Consider the following 16,645-nt stretch of genomic DNA (forward strand, 5'->3'; position numbering starts at 1 on the left):
CTGTGCCCGTGATCCTGCCGAGGGGGGCAGTAGGCAAAGGGAATCGGGTCCGACGGGTGAAATCCACCCCGGACGGGCGGCGTATAGGGGGAACGGAGGGGCGGGTCAAGCAGGCCCGACGCTGCGGCCGCATTCCGGCCGCCGGGGGTTTCACACCCCCGGACCCCCGTGGGATATTTGAACGAGCATGAAAGCGGAAGGGGCAAGGCAGGTCTGGCGCTTCGCCGCTTGTGAAGCGCCCCGCCGCAATGCGAGACTGCGTGGCGGCACCCCCGCCCGAAAGCCGAAGATGAGCCTTGCCCCGCCCCGTCCCGCGCTTGTCGCGCCGCGCGCCCTGAAGGGTGTGGCGCTGGTGGCGGGGGCGACGCTGCTTTTTGCGGTGGCGGATGTGCTGGGCAAATACCTGATGACGCGCCATCCCGTTCCGGTGGTGCAGGCGGGGCGCTATCTGGTCAACACGCTGCTGCTTCTTGCCGCATTCTATCCGCGCCACGGCAAGCTGCTGTGGCGCACGGGGCGGCCCGCGATGGTGACGGGGCGGGCGGTCTTTCTGGCGGCCTCGAGCCTGACGATGGGGTTTGCGCTGCAACGCATGCCCGTGGGCGAGACCGTGGCCGTCATCTACCTTGCCCCGTTTCTGGTGATGGTTCTGGCAGGCCCCCTGCTGGGCGAAACCGTGTCCCCTGCGGCCTGGGTCGGGGCAGGAATGGCCTTTCTGGGGGTGCTTCTGGTGGTGCGTCCGGGCACGGGGCTCGATCCGGTCGGGGTTGTCTTTGCCCTGACCAATGCGGCGCTGTCGACGGGGTATCACCTGATGACGCGGGTTCTGATACGCAGCGAAAGCACGATGGCCATGCTGTTCCATGTGGCGCTGACCGGATTTGCGATCTTTGCCGTGCTTGCCCTGCCCGCCCTGTCCGGCTTTGCACCGTCGCTGACCGACCTGCTGCTGATCGGGGCGCTTGGCCTGCTGGCCACGGTGGGCCATTTCCTGTTCACCGCCGCCTACCGCGAGGCCCCCGCCTCGCTGCTCGCGCCGGTGAATTACCTGCACCTCGTCTGGGCGACGCTGCTTGGCTGGGGGGTATTCGCGCATATGCCCGATGCGATCAGCCTGTGCGGCATGGCGCTTGTCGTCGTGGCCGGCGGGGCCGTCGCGCTGCGGGCCAGTCGCACGGGCTAGGGCTTTTTCGCAGTCGCGGCCGCGATCAGATCGGGGCGCCGCGCCTCGGTCAGGCGAAGCGCCTCGGCCCGCCGCCATTTGGCAATCTCGCCGTGGTTGCCCGACATCAGCACGGGCGGAATCTCGCGCCCCTCCCAGACTGCGGGCCGCGTGAATTGCGGATGCTCCAGCAACCCGTCCGAGAAGCTTTCCTCCTCGGTCGAGGCATGGTTGCCAAGGACGCCGGGGATAAGCCGCACGGTGGCGTCGATCATGGCCTGCGCGGCGATTTCGCCCCCTGTCAGGACAAAGTCGCCAAGGCTGACCTCCTCGATCTCCCACTGGTCCAGCACCCGCTGGTCCACACCTTCGAAACGGCCGCACAGAAGGGTGATGCCCTCGGCTGCGGCCCATCTGCGGGCGGTGGCCTGATCAAAGGGCTTGCCGCGCGGGGAAAGATACAGCACCGGCCAGCGGGCGCGGTCTTTCGGCGTGCCGATAGCGGCCTGCCGCAAGGCGCGGTCGACCACATCGGCGCGCAGCACCATGCCGGCCCCCCCGCCTGCGGGCGTGTCGTCGACGTTGCGGTGCTTGCCCTCGCCAAAGGGGCGCAGGTCGATGGGGTCAAGCGCCCAAAGCCCCATATCCATCGCCTTGCCCGTCAGCGACAGGCCCAGCGTGCCGGGAAAGGCGTCGGGAAACAGCGTGATGATCTTCGCCCGCCACGCGCCCTTGGCGACAAGCGGTTCCTCCATCAGGTCGCGCGGGCGCGCGGTGGCGCTGATCGAAATCCGCCCGTGCGAACGGCGCGGCGGCGCTTCGGGCGCGTCGCCGGTCATTCCAGACCTTCCGGCAGGTCGGCCACAATCCGCCCGGCCTTGAGGTCGACGGTCGGCACCACCGCCAGCGTAAAGGGAATGAGCAACTGCCCCTTCACCCCTTCGCCCGCGATTTCGAGCATGTCGCCCGCCCCGTGATTGTGCACGGCCAGAACCTTGCCAAGCACCGCCCCGCCCGTGTCCTGCACGGTCAGGCCGATCAGGTCGGCATGGTAGAATTCGTCATCGGGCAGCGAAGGCAGCCGGTCGCGGTCGGCGTAAAGGCTGGTGCCTTTCAGCGCGTCGGCCTGTTCCTTGGTCGCCACCCCGGCCAAGCGCGCACCCAATCCGCCCGAAACATGGGCGCGGGTCAGCTTGACGGTAAAGGATTTGCTGCCGTCCTCGGTCCAGAGCGGGCCGTAGGAGGCGATGTCTTCGGGGTCAGAGCAGAAGCTTTTCAGCCGCACCTCGCCCGCAACGCCGAAAGACCCGGCGATGGCGCCGACGCAAACGCGGTCAGGTGTCATGGGGGGCCTCCTGCGGGGAAAGTCGGGGCCACCCGCAAGGGGCGGCCCCGGATCGGATCACTCGGTCGCCGCAGCGGCGGCACGCGCGGCTTTCTTGGCGGCACGTTCGGTCATCATCTTGCCCGGAACGGCGGCTTTCGGGTTCGAGCGGACTTTCTTCTCGACAACGCCAGCGGCTTCCAGCATCCGCGACACGCGGTCGGTCGGCTGCGCGCCCTGACCCAGCCAATGCTTGATCCGGTCAAGGTCCATCTTGATGCGGTTCTCGTCGTCCTTGGCGAGCAGCGGGTTATAGGTGCCCAGCTTTTCGAGGAAGCGGCCATCGCGGGGCATACGGCTGTCAGAGGCGACGATCGAGTAGAACGGACGCTTCTTCGAGCCACCACGGGCCAGACGGATTTTCATAGCCATAGTCTTAGTCTCCTTCGGTTTTCGCAGGATGCGCAGTCGCTGCGCACCTTTTTGGGGTTATTTCTGTAGTTTCTCGTGATGCCTGATGACTTCGCTGATGATGAAGTTCAGGAATTTCTTGGCAAATTCGGGGTCGAGGTCGGCTTCCTGCGCCAGACGTTCCAGCCGCTCGATCTGCCGCGCCTCGCGTGCGGGGTCGCTGGGGGGCAGGTCATGCGTGGCTTTCAGCTTGCCCACCGCCTGCGTGCGTTTGAACCGCTCGGCCAGCGTATAGACAAGGATCGCGTCAAGCCGGTCGATGCTGTCGCGATGATCCTTCAACAGTTCGGCGGCACGGGTGACGGCATCGGTCATCTGGTCATGCGGGGTCATTGCAAAGCCTCCGGCGCGGGATGGCGGAACACAAGGCAGGGCGGCGTGCCGATGGACTGCGCCGAGGCGTCGAGCGAAGCCCCCAGCCGCAGCGCCAAGGCGCGCGAACGGGCATTGCCCTCGGCGACGTAGGATACCGCCGTGGTCCAGCCAAGGCTGCGATAGGCCCAGTCGCGCGCGGCAAGTGCGGCCTCATAGGCCAGCCCCTTGCCTTCGGCCTGCGCGTTCCACACCGACCAGCCGATTTCGCGTTCGGGCCAGGTTTCCGGAAACCACGGGCCGGTCATGCCAAGCGGGGTCGGGTCGGTCTTGGCCTGCCAGACGAACATCCCGAAGCCCCGCACCGCCCAATGGCCAATCAGGTGGCAGAACCCGCGCCAGGTGTTCGACAGGTCATACTCTCCCGTGCGGATGAACCGGCCACGATCCGAGGCCAGCATGGCATCGAACGCAGGCCAATCGCCGGCCTCTGGCGCACGCAGCACCAGCCGTTCGGTCGTCAGCACGGGAACACCGGACAGGGAGATCATTTCTTCTTCATCAACCCCGACAGGCTCGGCGGCAGCGAAAGCCCGCCGCGCGGCATTCCGGGGAAGCCACCGCCCTGCCCCATGCTCTGCTTCATGCCTTTTGCGGCTTCTTCCAACTCGGCGGGCGACATCTTCGACGGGTCGGGCAGACCGCCCTTGCCCATCATCTGCTTGAGCGCCTGCTTCATCATGCCGCCCTTGCCCATCTTCTTCATCATGTCGGCCATCTGCTTGTGCTGCTTGAGCAGACGGTTCAGGTCCGACACGTCAAGGCCCGCGCCCGCCGCGATGCGCTTCTTGCGGCTGGCCTGCAGCAGGTCGGGATTGGCCCGCTCGCGCTTGGTCATCGACTGGATCAGCGCGATCTGGCGCTTGAGCATCTTGTCATCAAGGCCCGCTTCCGCGGCGGCGGCCTGCATCTTGCCCATGCCGGGCAACATGCCCATCAGGCCCTGCATGCCCCCCATCTTGATCATCTGCTCAAGCTGCATCCGCAGGTCGTTCATGTTGAACAGACCCTTGGCGAAGCGCTTGGCCATCCGCTCGGCCTGTTCGGCCTCGAATGTCTCTTGCGCCTTCTCGACCAGCGCGACGATGTCGCCCATGCCCAGAATGCGGCCCGCGACGCGCTCGGCCTCAAAGGTTTCCAGCGCGTCCATCTTCTCGCCAAGGCCGACGAAGCGGATGGGCTTGCCCGTGATCGCCCGCATCGACAGCGCCGCACCGCCGCGCCCGTCGCCGTCCATCCGCGTCAGGACCACACCGGAAATGCCGACCTTGCCGTCGAATTCGGCGGCCACGTTCACCGCGTCCTGACCGGTCAGACCGTCGACGACAAGCAGCGTCTCGCGCGGGGCGGCGATGTCGCGCACCGCCTGCACCTCGTCCATCAGCACTTCGTCGATATGCAGGCGACCCGCGGTATCGAGGAACAGCACATCATAGCCGCCAAGGTTGGCTTGCGTCTTTGCCCGCTTGGCGATCTGCACGGCGCTTTCGCCCTTGACGATGGGCAGGCTGTCGACGCCGACCTGCGCCGCCAGAATGGCAAGCTGCTCCATCGCGGCGGGGCGGTTGGTGTCGAGCGAGGCAAGAAGAACCCGCTTGCCGTTCCGGTCCTTGAGCCGCTTTGCCAGCTTTGCCGTCGTCGTGGTTTTCCCCGACCCCTGCAAACCGACCATCAGGATCGTCGCGGGCGGGTTGTCGATCTTCAGCGCATCGGGTTCGCCATCGCCGGCAAGCACGCGGATCAGCTCGTCATGGACGATCTTGACGACCATCTGCCCCGGCGTGATCGACTTTGTGACGGCAACGCCCGTCGCCTTGTCCTGCACCCGCTTGATGAAATCGCGCGCCACCGGCAACGAGACGTCGGCTTCAAGCAGCGCCACCCGCACTTCGCGCAGGGCGGTGATGACATCGGCCTCGGTCAGCGCGCCCGCCTTTGTCAGACGGTCGAATACGCCACCAAGGCGTTCTGACAGGCTTTCGAACATCGGCGCACCTCATGCGGCGGGACAGGGATGGCCCCGATATGGGGCCGGCGGACAGCGTGACCAAGACCCAATGCGCTGCGACACCTGCGGGCGCAACGCGCTGGCAGATGGCGATCCCGGCATGGGCCAAGGGACCGGAAGCGTTTGGCCTCCGGGGAATTGATGCAGCCCCTACGCCCAAGCGGCGGCAGAGTCAAGCAATGCAGGCCCATCCGGCGCGGGCAAAGGGCCTTGCGCGCAGAATCCGCACCTGTCGCGCCGGTCTCCCCCTTGCGCCTGCGCCGCGCTTCTGGCCCAATGCGCCCGACCTGTTCATGGACGCACAGCATGGCCATCGACACCTGGGACGAAATCCGCACCGCCTTTCAGGTCGCCCGCCTTGGCACCGTTTCCGGCGCGGCCGAGGTGCTTGGCGTTCACCATGCCACCGTCATCCGCCACATCGACGCGCTGGAAAAGCGGCTCGGCACGCGGCTCTTCCAGCGCCACGCGCGCGGCTACACCCCGACCGAGGCGGGAAACGACCTGTTGACCGTCGCCCAGACGACCGACGAGCAGTTCGCCCAGCTTGCCAACCGGATCAAGGGTCTGGGCGAAACCGTCGCGGGCGAGCTGGTGGTCACCTCGATCGTCGGCGTGGCCGACCTGCTGATGCCGATCCTCAAGGAATTCCAGATCCAGCACCCCGCCGTCATCCTGCGCTTCCTGACCGACATGCGCGTATTCCGGCTCGACTATGGCGAGGCGCATGTCGCGATCCGCGCCGGGTCCGCCCCCGAAGAGCCGGACAATGTGGTCCAGCCCCTCGCCCGCCTGCGCACCGGCCTCTATGCCGCCCGCGCCTATGTCGAACGCCACGGGCTGCCCGCCTCCGAGGCCGAATTTTCCGCCCACCGTTTCGCGGTCACCGACAGCGTCGACAGCCGCGCGCCCTTCAACCGCTGGCTGCGCGGCCTTGTCCCGCCGCAGGCGCTGACCTACCGCGCCACGGAACCGGCGGCGCTTGAATCGGCCATCCGCGCCGGTCTGGGCATCGGCTTTCTCGCGGCCTTCCGCGCGCAGAACGACCCCGATCTGGTCGAGGTTCTTCCCCCCCGCCCCGAATGGGAGGCCCCGCTCTGGATCGTCACCCATGTCGATCTGCATCGCACCCGCAAGGTGCAGGCCTTCCTCAACGTGCTGAAGGAAGCGGCGAAGGGTTGGACCTTGTGACCGGCAGCACAGGCGCGACGCTGACCCAACCGCAGCGCGGACATCTGGCGATGCTCGCCTTCTCGGCGCTGGTCGCGGGCTCTTTCAGCCTCGGCTCGATGGCCGCCCCCTTCATCGCGCCGATGGCGCTGACCTCGGTGCGCTTTCTGCTGGCGGGCATGATCGTGGGGGCCGTCGCTTGGGCGGCGGGCGGGTTGCGGCGTAAGATGCTTGCTGCCCCGTGGCGCTATCTCGTCCTCGGGGCGCTGATGGCGATCTATTTCGTCGCCATGTTCCAGGGGCTGAAAACCGCGCCCCCCGTATCATCCTCGGCGGTTTTCACCCTGACCCCGGCGATGGCGGCGGGCTTCGGCTGGTTCACGCTGCGCCAGCGCGTCACGCCCCGCATGGGGCTGGCGCTCGGCGTCGGCGGCGTCGGTGCGCTTTGGGTGATCTTCCGCGCCGACCTGCAAGCCCTGCTCAATTTCCACATCGGCAAGGGCGAGTTCATCTTCTTCTGGGGCTGCATCGCCCATGCGCTCTACGCCGCCCTCGTGCGCAAGCTGAACCGCGGCGAAAGCCCGGTCGCCTTCACCTTCGGCATGATGGTGGCAGGCTGGCTTTTGCTCACCACGCTCGGCTGGGGGGATCTGCGGGCGACCGACTGGGCCGCCCTGCCCGCCATCGTCTGGATCACGCTGCTCTACATCGCCATCGCGGCAAGTGCGGCGACCTTCGTGCTGCTGCAATACGCCACGCTGCGCCTGCCTGCCGCCAAGGTCATGGCCTATACCTACCTTGTCCCGTCCTGGGTGATCGGCTGGGAAATCGCCCTTGGCCGTGGCGCGCCGCCCCCCGCCATCCTGATCGGCGTGGCGCTTTCGGTCACGGCGCTGGCCCTGCTCCTCAAGAACGAACACTGACCCCGCGATCCGTGGCGCAAAGGCCGCCCCCCCACCCACACAGGCACCGTCAGACGGCGCCCTCGTCCTCGATGTTCAGGACCGTCCCGCAGGCCTTGCAATGCACCGCGTCGAAATCGTGCCGCCGCAAGCCGCAGGTCGGGCATTTGTGGTCCACCTTTGGCGGGCGGACCAGAACCTGTATCAGCCGGATGAACAGCGACACGCCGAAGATCATCACCAGCACCGAAAGCAAACGCCCGTCCGTGCCGGTCAGGGTGATGTCGCCAAAGCCCGTGGTCGTCAGCGTGGTGACCGTGAAATACAGCGCATCGGCGTAATTGGTGACATCGCCGTTCCGCCCGACCTGGGTTTCATACACCACCGCCGTCACCACAAAGACAAAGACGGCAAGGTTCAGCCCCGCCAGAACGCTTTGCTCGTTGCGCCGGAAAAACCGCGAATCCTGCCGCAGGCGGTTCAGCATGGCGTAGGACCGCGTCAGCCGGAACACCCGCGCCACCCGCAGGAAGGCCAGCCCCTCGCCCGCAAGCGGCGCCAGAAGCGAGGCGATGACGACGATATCCGCAATCCCCGCAAGGCTGAAGATCTCGGATTTCCGGTCGCGCACCACCCAGATCCGCAGCCCGAACTCCAGCCCGATGGCGATGCCAAGCAGCACGTCCACCGCCTCGACCCAAGGGGCGCGGGCGATGAACGAGGTCGCGACGACGAAAGCCACCGTCAGCAGGTCAAAGACCAGAAGCGCATAGCGAAAGCGCATCGCGCCGCGCGACGTACCTTCGTAAAGCGCCTCCAGCCGCGCCCTCACCGGATTTCTTCGGGCAAAAGGGCGGCGGGCAGGTTCTGGTAGCTGACAGGGCGCAGCCAGCGGCGGATCGCCAGCGTGCCCACGCTCGTCGCGCCGAAATTGGTCGATGCCGGATAGGGCCCGCCATGCACCATGGCCTCGCAGACCTCGACCCCCGTCGGGAAGCCGTTGGCAAGGATCCGTCCCGCCTTGCGCTCAAGGATCGGCATCAGCCGCTGCGCAAGGGCCGTATCGCCCGCGTCCATCTGCAAGGTGCAGGTCAGTTGCCCCTCAAGCCCCTTGGCGATCTCGATCACCTGCGCCTCGTCCCTTGTGCGGACGATCAGGCCAAGCGGGCCAAAGACCTCATGCCCAAGCGAGGCATCGGCAAGCCATTTCTCGCCCGACACCTCGAACACATAGGGCGCGGCGTTGCGACGGTCGCACATGTTCGTCAGCACGGCCCGCACGCCTGCGGTGGAAGCGATGCGCTCGGCCCCCTGCCGGAAGGCCGCAGCAATCCCGTCGGTCAGCATGACCTGCGGGCCGATGGCACCGACCGCCGTCTGCGCGGCGGCGACGAAGGCATCGCCCGCAGCCCCCTCGGGCACCAGAACCAGTCCGGGATTGGTGCAGAACTGCCCCGCCCCCATGGTCAGCGATCCGGCCCATCCCTGCGCGATGGCCTCGCCCCGCGCCGCAAGCGCGGCAGGCAGCAGGAACACAGGGTTCACCGAACCCAGTTCGCCAAAGAACGGAATCGGCACGGGGCGCTTGGCGCACAGGTCGAACAGCGCCCGTCCCCCGCCCAGCGATCCGGTGAAGCCGACGGCCGTGACCAGCGGATGCTGCACCAGCGCGGCCCCCAGATCATTGCCCACGCCCTGCACCAGCGAAAACACCCCCGGATGCAGCCCGCAGGCCCTGATTGCGGCGTCGATGGCCTGCGCCACGATCTCTCCGGTCCCCGGATGGGCCGGATGGCCCTTGACCACCACGGTGCAGCCCGCCGCCAGAGCCGAAGCCGTATCCCCCCCCGCGGTCGAGAAGGCGAGCGGGAAGTTCGACGCCCCGAACACCGCCACAGGCCCGAGCGGCCGCTGCATCATCCGGATATCGGGGCGCGGCAGGGGCTTGCGGTCGGGCAAGGCCGCGTCGTGGCGGGCATCAAGAAAACCGGTCTGGCGGATATGGCTTGCGAACAGGCGCAACTGCCCCGTGGTGCGCCCGCGCTCGCCTTCCAGCCGCGCCGTGGGCAGGCCCGTCTCGGCACTGCCGATGGCGGTCAACTCGGCCCCGCGCGCCTCGATCTCATCGGCGATACGGTCAAGAAAGGCGGCCCGCGCCTCGCGCGTCAGCGCCGCATAGGACCAGAAGGCATCTTCCGCCGCACGCACCGCACGGTCGACTTCCGCGACCGAAGCATTGGCAAACTCGGCCCCCTCGCCGCTTGCGGGCGATGACCGGAAGGTCGCAGGCCCCGCGACCCATTCCCCCGCAATCAGATGTTTTCCGCTCAGCATGGCCCGACCCTCTCGTCAATTCCGCGTTCCGGCCGACATGCCAGTTTCCCGGGCCAAGGTCAAAGGGCGCGGCAGGGGTCTAGATCACGGGCAAGGGAAAGCTGACCTGCATCCGCACCCCCGCACCGGTCGAACCCGCCCCCGAGATGCGGGTGATCTCTCCCCCGATCTGGTGCACCAGCGCGTCGATGATCGCCGCCCCCGACCGGCGCGGCGGCGGATCGGGCAGGCCCACCCCGTCGTCCGAGACTTCCATGACCCCCGTCTCGCCCGTGCGGTTCAGACTGACGCGGATCGTTCCCGCCGCGCGGTCGCGAAAGGCGTGCTTGACCGCATTCGTCAAAAGCTCTGCCGCGATCAGCGCAAGCGGTGTCGTGGTCTCGGGCCCCAGCACGATTCCGGGTTCCGCCTCGCAGATCACCGAAATCCCCTTTTCGCGCGGCACGATGGCGGGGCTGGCCGCGATTTCCTGCAAGGTTTCCGAAAAATCGACATGCACCCCGTCGGCTGCGCGATACATCAGGTCATGCACGCGGCTGATGGCGCCGATGCGCGTCTTCAACTCGTTCCCGTCGATCCCCGCCTTGCCGCGCATCTGCATGTTGATCAGCGACACGATCAGCGACAGGTTGTTCTTCACCCTGTGGTTCGTCTCGCGCATCAGGTGGATGCGTTCGTCGGCCAGTTTCTCGGCCGCCTCGACCCGCCGCCGCGCGATTTCAAGCGCGAAACGCTGCGCCATGCGCTGGCGCAGACGACCCGCCGAAAGCGCCGAAAACAGGCCGATGATCGCAAGCAACCCCCAGACCGGCATGGCGCGATTGGTCCAGGCCGCAAAGACCGTGGCCGTGGGGGTTCCGAAATTCACGTAAAGCGGCAGCCCGTCCAGCTTGCGATAGGCATAGAGCCGCTTGATCCGGTCCGATGCGGCAACGGTGACCATCGATCCTGCCGGACTTTGCTTGATCGCCTCGCGGATCGCGGCCGAGGGGGGAAGCATCATCGGGTCCGAAGGGATGTTCCGGATCAGCAGTTTTCCGTCCGCGCGCATGATCGAGGCCGCATCCCCCTGTCCGGGGGCGATTCCGGTCAGGAAGTCGGCGACAATCCGCGACTCGACCGCCGAGACGATCATCATCTTCCGCGCGCCCGCCGGGCGCTGCAACGGCGTGGCGATGACAAAGGAATCCTGCCCGTCCGGTTCAAGCCTGACGCGGTCGATGAAGAACTCCGCCCCGCCGGCGATGGCGGAAATATAGTCGCGCGGTTCGCTCTGCCCCGAAACCGGGAACATCCGGCTCGATGCGACATAGCCTGCATCGACATCGATCACCGCGATGCCCAGCATCGTCGAGGTTCCCGCTTCGATCCCGCGCAGAAAATCGTGGAACTCGCGGCTGCGCAGAAAGGCGTCGTCGCGCCCGTCGGCCCGCACGCGCACCGAGGAATGCACGATCGACTGCGTCTGGATCAGCCGCTCGATGTATTGGCCGATCAGGGCGGAATTGTCCGTCGCGTGGCGGCGCGTCGTCTCGACCTCGCCCTGCCATGCCAGCAGCCCCCAGATCACGGCCCCGACCAGCGGCAACAGCACGCTGCCAAGCCTGATGGCAATAAAGGCACGTCTCTCGTCGCGCGACGCTTTCTGCACGGCGGGAACCCTTTGATAACGCTGGGGGGGCGGGAAACGCGGGCCTGACCTGAACCGATGCAACCCTGAACGGAACAGACGGCCACTCGCGCCACCTGACGATAGTGTAGGGCACTTCCGACACGCCGGTCAATCGCCGCTGCGGCGCGGCAAAGCGGCTGCCCTGTCAGGCGTTTTGCATCAGCCCCTGCCCGAACGGCCCCTATCCGCGCGGCCCCTAGCCCAGCGCATAGCCCGCGCCGCGCACGGTGCGGATCGGGTCGGGCAACCCGTCCTGCATCAGCGCCTTGCGCAGACGGCCCACATGCACGTCGACGGTGCGGGTATCGACATAGATGTCGCGCCCCCAGACCCGGTCGAGCAGTTGCTCGCGGCTCCAGACCTTGCCGGTCTTTTCCAGAAATGCCGCCAGCAGGCGAAACTCGGTCGGGCCGAGTTTCAGCACCCCGTCGCCGCGAAACACCCGGTGCGTTTCCGGATCAAGCCGGATGTCGCCCCATTCAAGCACCACCCCCGCGGTCGAGGGGCGCACGCGGCGGATCTGCGCCCGCGCCCGCGCCATAAGCTCGACCATCGAATAGGGCTTGATCACATAGTCATCCGCCCCCGTCTCGAGCCCGCGCACGCGGTCCACCTCTTCGGCGCGGGCCGACAGCATTATGACCGGAATCCCCCGCGTCTCGGGGCGCATCTTCAGGCGGCGGCACACTTCGATCCCCGACACCTTGGGCATCATCCAGTCAAGGATGATCATGTCGGGTGCATCCTCGTCGACCAGCAGCAAGGCATCCTCGCCATTGTCCGACTGGATCACATCGAAGCCCTCGGCCTCGAGGTTGTAGGCCAGAACCTCGCGCTGCGACGGCTCATCCTCGACCAGCAGGACGCGGGGATGATGCAGCGGCGATTTTCCGGCCAGACGGGTCATTCGCGCGTCCCGACGCCCTGCACCACCTCGGCCTTGGGCCGCTCGTCGCCGGGCATGGACCCCGAGACAAGATAGATCACCTGTTCCGCGATCCCCGTGGCATGGTCGCCCACGCGTTCGATGTTCTTTGCGATGAAATGCAGATGCATCGCCGCGGTGATGTTGCGCGGGTCTTCCATCATATGCGTCAGCAATTCGCGGAACAGCGCGTTGTACATCTGGTCGACCTCGTGGTCGCGCTGGCGGATATCCTCGGCGGCCACGGCATCGCGGGCGATATAGGCGTCAAGCGCGTCCTTCAGCAGCACGACCACGGTTTTCGCCATGCGCTTGACCGATCCGGTCGAGGTCGCAAGCGGCTGCATCTGCGACAGCACGGCGGCGCGCTTGGCAAGGTTCTTGGCGTAATCCCCCGCCCGCTCCAATGCGGCGGCAATGCGCATCACGGTCAGCACCGTGCGCAGGTCGGTCGCGGCGGGCGAGCGCAGCGCGATCAGGCGGGCGCATTCGGTCTGGATGTCCTGTTCCAGCGCGTCGATGGCCTTGTCGCCCGCACGCACACGCTGGGCCAGTTCCTCGTCACGGTTGTCAAGCGCATCGGCCGCGTCAAGAAGCGCCGCTTCGACAAGCCCGCCCATGCGCATCACATGGGCCTGCACGGCCTCGAGATCGCGGTCGAACGCGGAAAGGATGTGGTTCTGTGCCATGTCTGTCCCCTTAACCGATCCGGCCGGTGATGTAGGATTCCGTCCGCGGATCGCGCGGGCTGGTAAAGATCGTCCCCGTCTCGCCATATTCGACAAGGCTGCCAAGATGGAAGAACGCCGTGCGCTGGCTGACGCGCGCGGCCTGCTGCATCGAATGGGTCACGATCACCACCGAAAACTGCGCCCGCAACTCGTCGATCAGCTCTTCGACCTGCGCCGTGGCGATCGGGTCGAGCGCCGAGCAGGGCTCGTCCATCAAAAGCACCTCGGGCGAGGTCGCAACCGCCCGCGCGATGCAAAGCCGCTGCTGCTGCCCGCCCGAAAGCCCGGTGCCGGGGGCGGCAAGACGGTCTTTCACCTCGTTCCACAGCGCCGCCTTGCGCAGCGAGCTTTCGACGACCTCGTCGAGTTCCGCCTTGCTCCGCGTCAGCCCGTGGATCTTGGGGCCGTAAGCCACGTTGTCATAGATCGACTTGGGGAACGGGTTCGGCTTCTGGAACACCATGCCCACCTTGGCGCGCAACTGCACCGGATCGACGCGCGGATCATAGATGTCCTGCCCGTCCATCTCGATCTTGCCCGTCACGCGGGCCGAAGCCACCGTGTCGTTCATCCGGTTCAGGCAGCGCAGAAAGGTCGACTTGCCGCAGCCCGAGGGGCCGATGAAGGCTGTCACGGTCTTGTCGAGGATATCGACATCCACATCCTTCAGCGCATGGTTGGTTCCATAGTGGACCTGCACCCCGCGGGCGGACATCTTGGCCTTTTCGGTCACGGCTCTCTCCGTCAATCGCATGTCGTTCATATCGGTCCCCATTACCAGCGGCGCTCGAAGCGGCGACGCAGGATGATCGCCACGGCATTCATCGTCAGCAGGAACAGCATCAGCACGATGATCGCACCCGAAGCCCGTTCCGCAAAGGCCGGATCGGCGCGCTGCGTCCAGCTGTACACTTGCACCGGCAGCGCCGAGGCAGGGTCGAAGAACCCCTCGGGCGGTGCGGCGGGATAGTCTTTCACGAAAGCGACCATGCCGATCAGCAGCAGGGGCGCGCTTTCGCCCAAGGCCCGCGCAAGGCCGAGGATCGTGCCGGTCAGGATGCCGGGCATGGCAAGCGGCAGCACGTGGTGGAAGATCGCCTGCATCTTCGACGCGCCCACACCCAGCGCCGCATCCCGCACGCCCTGCGGCACCGATTTCAGGCTGGCCCGCGTGGCGATGATGATGGTCGGCAGCGTCATCAGCGTCAGCACCAGCCCCCCCACGACAGGGGCCGATTGCGGCAGGCCGAGGAAGTTGATGAACAGCGCCAGCGCAAGGATGCCGAAAACGATGGACGGCACGGCGGCAAGGTTGGCGATGTTGATCTCGATCAGGTCGGTCCAGCGGTTCTTGGGCGCCAGCTCCTCGAGGTAGATCGACGCCGCCACCCCGATGGGCAAAGACAGCACCAGCACGATCACCATCATATAGGCCGACCCAAGGATCGCCACGCCAAGCCCCGCGCTTTCGGGGCGCAGCTCGGACGCATCGGGATTGGTCAGGAATTTCCAGTTGAAGCTGGTCACGATCAGCCCCGCATCGGCCATCCGCTGCGCGAGTTCAAGTTGCTCGGGGCTGATATTGGCATCGCGCTTGGCACTTTCCAGCGTGACGCGGCCCTTGAAATAGCCGTCCACGCGGCCATTCGCCATCGCCTCGAAGGTCTGCGTCGTGCCGACCAGCGCGGGGTCGGCCAGCACCCGCTCGCGCAGGTCGGCGGCGGCCTCTTTCGACAAAAGGCCCATCAGTTCCTTGGGTTTCAGCCCGCCGGTATCGACGCCCGCCTGATCCAGCATGTCCTGCAACGCTTCCTGGATCAGCTTGCCGTAGCCCACGGTCGTAACCTTGGCCATCGCCGCCGGGTCGCGCTTGCCCGATTTGTCGAGCTTCTTCTCGTCCAGCGGAATGGTCAGGGCCACGCTGGTCTGCTGAAAGGCCGACAGACCGTTGCCCAGCACCGAGGACAGCAGCACCAGCAGCGCCAGAAGGCCCAGACCCACGGCCGAAAGCCCGATCATCCGGAACCGCCGCTCGGCCGCGTTGCGCGCCTTGGTCCGCGCATCCGGCGCAAGAAGCGAGGTCACATGTCCGGTTGCGTCACTCATTCATACTGCTCCCGGTATTTGCGGACGATGTAGAGGGCCAGCACGTTCAACCCCAGCGTAAAGACAAAGAGCGTCAGACCCAGCGCAAAGGCGACCAGCGTCTCGGGGCTGGCGAATTCGGTGTCGCCGGTCAGCTGGCTCACGATCTTGACGGTGACGGTCGTCATCGCCTCGAAGGGGTTCAGGCTCAGCTTCGCCGCCGCCCCCGCGCCCAGCACGACGATCATCGTCTCGCCGATGGCGCGGCTAGCGGCCATCAGGATCGCGCCGACGATACCGGGCAAGGCGGCGGGGAAAACCACCTGCTTCACCGTCTCGGACTGCGTGGCCCCCAGCCCGTAAGACCCGTCGCGCAGCGCCTGCGGCACGGCGTTGATGATGTCATCCGACAAGGACGAGACATAGGGGATCAGCATGATGCCCATCACCACACCGGCGGTCATCACGCTTGATGAGGAATCGCCGATCCCCATCGGGCGCGCCAGCCAGTCGCGCAGGAACGGACCCACCGTCATCAGCGCGAAAAGCCCGTATACGATCGACGGAATACCGGCGAGGATCTCGAGCGCCGGTTTCGCCACCGACCGCAGGCGCGGCCCGGCGTATTCCGACAGGTAGATCGCCGCCATAAGGCCCACCGGCACCGCGACCAAAAGCGCGATGGCCGACACGTAAAGCGTGCCCCAGAGCAGCGGCCAGATGCCAAGCGACGACCCGCCGCCGAATTTCGGTGCCCATGTCAGCGACAGGAAGAAATCCTTCGCCGGATAAAGCCGGAAGAAATGCCAGCTTTCGAACACAAGGCTCAGGATGATGCCGACGGTCGTCAGCACCGCAACCGAGGACGCAGCCACCAGCAGCACGCGGATGAACTGTTCGACGACGTTGCGGGCGCGGAACTCGGGCGTCACGCGCATCGCAGCCAGCAGGAACCCCGCCACCGCCAGCGCCAGCGCCGCGACCGCAAGCCATGCGCGGCCCGTGGCCACCTCGGCGCGGTAGACCGCAGCGGCCTCGGCCACATGCGGGTTGATATCGGCGGCAAGGGCCACCCCGGCATCGGCCAGCCGCGTTTTCAGCGCGGTGGTATCGGTGACCAGCTTGGCGAATTCCGCCTCGGGCAGGCCGCGCTCCGCCAGCACATCCATGCCCGAAGCGATCCGGCGCACATCCGACATCACCAGATCGCGGCTCGACCCGTCGGCGATATCCTCGGGCAGGATCATGCCCGTCACCTGCGCCTCGATCAGCACGGGCTGCACCAGCAGCCAGACCAGCATCAGGGCAAAGGCCGGAACCGCCGTGAACAGCGCAACGCCCATTCCGTAATAGGCGGGCAGCGAATGCAGGTTCCGCGTATCGCCCTTGACCGAGGCGATGGCTTTTTGCCGCCCCACGACAAAGCCGAGGGCGGCAAGAACCAGAAGCAGCAGCGAAAGAAGACCGACGGTCATGTCACATCCTGCAA

17 protein-coding genes are annotated in these 16,645 nt (G+C 66.5%); 3 read left to right on the plus strand and 14 right to left on the minus strand.

All coding sequences use genetic code 11. The features are described 5' to 3' along the window. Window positions 1-289 precede the first annotated feature (289 nt). Window positions 290-1,183, plus strand: a complete 894-nt coding sequence (locus H7F16_RS01710; protein ID WP_185795825.1) for a DMT family transporter — start codon at window positions 290-292, stop codon at window positions 1,181-1,183. On the opposite strand, the gene trmD is transcribed toward H7F16_RS01710, so the two are convergent. Genes trmD through ffh form a run of 6 tightly spaced genes read right to left on the minus strand, consistent with a single transcriptional unit; the run spans window position 1,180 to window position 5,316 of the window. Next, a complete protein-coding gene (trmD, locus tag H7F16_RS01715; RefSeq protein WP_185795826.1) occupies window positions 1,180-2,001 on the minus strand; it encodes a tRNA (guanosine(37)-N1)-methyltransferase TrmD in 822 nt (273 codons plus the stop codon). The genes H7F16_RS01710 and trmD overlap by 4 nt on opposite strands. Next, window positions 1,998-2,507, minus strand: a complete 510-nt coding sequence (gene rimM / locus H7F16_RS01720; RefSeq protein WP_185795827.1) for a ribosome maturation factor RimM — start codon at window positions 2,505-2,507, stop codon at window positions 1,998-2,000. Before rimM ends, trmD begins: the two co-directional genes overlap by 4 nt. 57 nt (window positions 2,508-2,564) lie before the next feature. After that, entirely contained in the window at window positions 2,565-2,918 is a 354-nt protein-coding gene (rpsP, locus tag H7F16_RS01725; protein WP_185795828.1) for a 30S ribosomal protein S16, read from the minus strand. A gap of 57 nt (window positions 2,919-2,975) precedes the next feature. Further along, entirely contained in the window at window positions 2,976-3,272 is a 297-nt protein-coding gene (locus tag H7F16_RS01730; RefSeq protein ID WP_185796600.1) for a chorismate mutase, read from the minus strand. 14 nt (window positions 3,273-3,286) lie between these two features. Further along, a complete protein-coding gene (locus tag H7F16_RS01735) occupies window positions 3,287-3,820 on the minus strand; it encodes a GNAT family N-acetyltransferase (RefSeq protein WP_185795829.1) in 534 nt (177 codons plus the stop codon). Next, complete coding sequence (gene ffh, locus H7F16_RS01740) at window positions 3,817-5,316, minus strand: signal recognition particle protein (RefSeq protein WP_185795830.1); 1,500 nt, start codon at window positions 5,314-5,316, stop codon at window positions 3,817-3,819. The genes H7F16_RS01735 and ffh overlap by 4 nt, the downstream gene beginning before the upstream one ends. Before the next feature lie 327 nt (window positions 5,317-5,643). On the opposite strand from ffh, the gene H7F16_RS01745 reads away from it, so the two are divergent. Continuing rightward, window positions 5,644-6,528, plus strand: coding sequence for a LysR family transcriptional regulator (locus tag H7F16_RS01745; protein ID WP_185795831.1), 885 nt, complete (start codon window positions 5,644-5,646; stop codon window positions 6,526-6,528). Beyond that, window positions 6,525-7,430 (plus strand): DMT family transporter, encoded by a 906-nt coding sequence (locus tag H7F16_RS01750; protein WP_338401939.1) that lies wholly within the window; start codon window positions 6,525-6,527, stop codon window positions 7,428-7,430. The genes H7F16_RS01745 and H7F16_RS01750 overlap by 4 nt, the downstream gene beginning before the upstream one ends. A gap of 49 nt (window positions 7,431-7,479) precedes the next feature. Here H7F16_RS01750 and H7F16_RS01755 read toward each other — a convergent pair whose 3' ends face one another. From H7F16_RS01755 to pstC, 8 genes are all read right to left on the minus strand, one after another. Continuing rightward, window positions 7,480-8,241, minus strand: coding sequence for an ion channel (locus H7F16_RS01755; protein WP_338401940.1), 762 nt, complete (start codon window positions 8,239-8,241; stop codon window positions 7,480-7,482). Further along, window positions 8,238-9,743: an aldehyde dehydrogenase (NADP(+)) gene (locus H7F16_RS01760; RefSeq protein WP_185795832.1), complete on the minus strand. Its 1,506-nt coding sequence runs from the start codon at window positions 9,741-9,743 to the stop codon at window positions 8,238-8,240. Before H7F16_RS01760 ends, H7F16_RS01755 begins: the two co-directional genes overlap by 4 nt. Before the next feature lie 79 nt (window positions 9,744-9,822). After that, complete coding sequence (locus H7F16_RS19950; RefSeq protein WP_185795833.1) at window positions 9,823-11,394, minus strand: histidine kinase dimerization/phosphoacceptor domain -containing protein; 1,572 nt, start codon at window positions 11,392-11,394, stop codon at window positions 9,823-9,825. 217 nt (window positions 11,395-11,611) lie between these two features. After that, a complete protein-coding gene (gene phoB, locus H7F16_RS01770; protein WP_185795834.1) occupies window positions 11,612-12,322 on the minus strand; it encodes a phosphate regulon transcriptional regulator PhoB in 711 nt (236 codons plus the stop codon). Then, window positions 12,319-13,029 carry a phosphate signaling complex protein PhoU gene (phoU, locus tag H7F16_RS01775; RefSeq protein WP_185795835.1) on the minus strand — a complete coding sequence of 237 codons (711 nt, stop codon included), beginning with the start codon at window positions 13,027-13,029 and terminating at the stop codon, window positions 12,319-12,321. The genes phoB and phoU overlap by 4 nt, the downstream gene beginning before the upstream one ends. A gap of 10 nt (window positions 13,030-13,039) precedes the next feature. Next, complete coding sequence (gene pstB / locus H7F16_RS01780) at window positions 13,040-13,834, minus strand: phosphate ABC transporter ATP-binding protein PstB (RefSeq protein ID WP_185795836.1); 795 nt, start codon at window positions 13,832-13,834, stop codon at window positions 13,040-13,042. Between the two features lie 11 nt (window positions 13,835-13,845). Further along, complete coding sequence (gene pstA, locus H7F16_RS01785; RefSeq protein ID WP_185795837.1) at window positions 13,846-15,177, minus strand: phosphate ABC transporter permease PstA; 1,332 nt, start codon at window positions 15,175-15,177, stop codon at window positions 13,846-13,848. Further along, window positions 15,174-16,631 (minus strand): phosphate ABC transporter permease subunit PstC, encoded by a 1,458-nt coding sequence (pstC, locus tag H7F16_RS01790; RefSeq protein WP_185795838.1) that lies wholly within the window; start codon window positions 16,629-16,631, stop codon window positions 15,174-15,176. The genes pstA and pstC overlap by 4 nt, the downstream gene beginning before the upstream one ends. Window positions 16,632-16,645 lie beyond the last annotated feature (14 nt).

Origin of the sequence: Paragemmobacter straminiformis (assembly GCF_014243445.1) — a bacterium.
Taxonomy (GTDB): Bacteria; Pseudomonadota; Alphaproteobacteria; order Rhodobacterales; family Rhodobacteraceae; genus Paragemmobacter; species Paragemmobacter straminiformis.